The organism is Pseudomonas sp. NPDC090203, assembly GCF_044746765.1.
GTDB lineage: Bacteria > Pseudomonadota > Gammaproteobacteria > Pseudomonadales > Pseudomonadaceae > Aquipseudomonas > Aquipseudomonas putida_AD.
In genome coordinates this window covers 4,914-5,834 of the sequence record NZ_JBIVCV010000030.1, presented here as the reverse complement: position 1 = coordinate 5,834, position 921 = coordinate 4,914, and the positions used below count along the sequence as shown (strand labels likewise).

Here is a 921-nt window from a genome sequence, read left to right as displayed (position 1 = left end):
ACCGCGCACTGGAAGACCGCGACGATGACGCAGACCGCGGTAGCAACCGAGGTCCATCAAGCGCTTGATTTTCATGTTGATTTCGCGACGCAGGTCACCTTCAGTGGTGAACTTCGCGACTTCGCCACGCAGCGATTCAATCTGCTCATCGCTCAGATCTTTGATCTTTGCCGCCGGGTTAACCCCGGTGGTAGCACAGATTTTCTGTGCAGTCGTGCGACCAACACCATAGATGTAGGTCAGCGAGATAACAGTATGCTTGTTATCTGGAATGTTAACGCCTGCAATACGGGCCATTCAGTGGGACTCCAATTGACAGCTACCTACGCCCCGGAAGCCAAGAAATAGGGCGCGAGATAATATCGCTGTAATAACAAATAATCAACCCAGCAGCGCACTAGCTGCTGGGCTTTAGCACAGATCACACTCAGCCTTGGCGCTGCTTGTGACGTGGTTCCGCGCTGCAAATTACTCGAACAACACCTTCGCGGCGAATAATCTTGCAGTTACGGCACAGCTTTTTCACCGATGCACGAACTTTCATCACCAACTCCTCGAACCTTATGGGTGCTTCAGCGCAGCATGCCGCTGCCGTAGCCCTTCAGGTTGGCTTTCTTCATCAGGGATTCATACTGGTGCGAAACGAGGTGAGATTGCACTTGGGACATGAAGTCCATCACAACCACGACCACGATCAGCAACGAGGTCCCGCCAAGGTAGAACGGCACGTTTGCAGCCACCACCAGGAACTGGGGCAGCAGGCACACGGCCATCATATAAAGAGCACCGAACATGGTCAGACGAGTCAAAACGCCATCAATATAGCGTGCAGACTGCTCACCAGGACGGATACCCGGAATAAAGGCACCGGACTTCTTCAGGTTTTCCGCTACGTCTTTCGGATTGAACATCAACGCCGTA

2 protein-coding genes and 1 pseudogene are annotated in these 921 nt (G+C 52.9%); all 3 read right to left on the bottom strand.

Annotation, left to right across the window (positions count from 1 at the left end):
- Nucleotides 1-297: 30S ribosomal protein S13 (gene rpsM / locus ACIPO9_RS28125; RefSeq protein WP_400611217.1), on the bottom strand; the 297-nt coding region annotated here is incomplete at its 3' end.
- A 130-nt stretch (nucleotides 298-427) separates the two neighbouring features.
- The gene (gene rpmJ / locus ACIPO9_RS28120; RefSeq protein ID WP_002555468.1) at nucleotides 428-544 is read right to left on the bottom strand and encodes a 50S ribosomal protein L36; all 117 of its coding nucleotides are present in this window, start codon (nucleotides 542-544) and stop codon (nucleotides 428-430) included.
- A gap of 28 nt (nucleotides 545-572) precedes the next feature.
- A pseudogene (locus ACIPO9_RS28115) lies at nucleotides 573-921 on the bottom strand (preprotein translocase subunit SecY); the annotation flags it as partial.

Excerpts from the sequence above, each read along its gene's own strand:
- rpmJ (WP_002555468.1), bottom strand. The coding sequence starts at position 544 with ATGAAAGTTCGTGCATCGGTGAAAAAGCTGTGCCGTAACTGCAAGATT.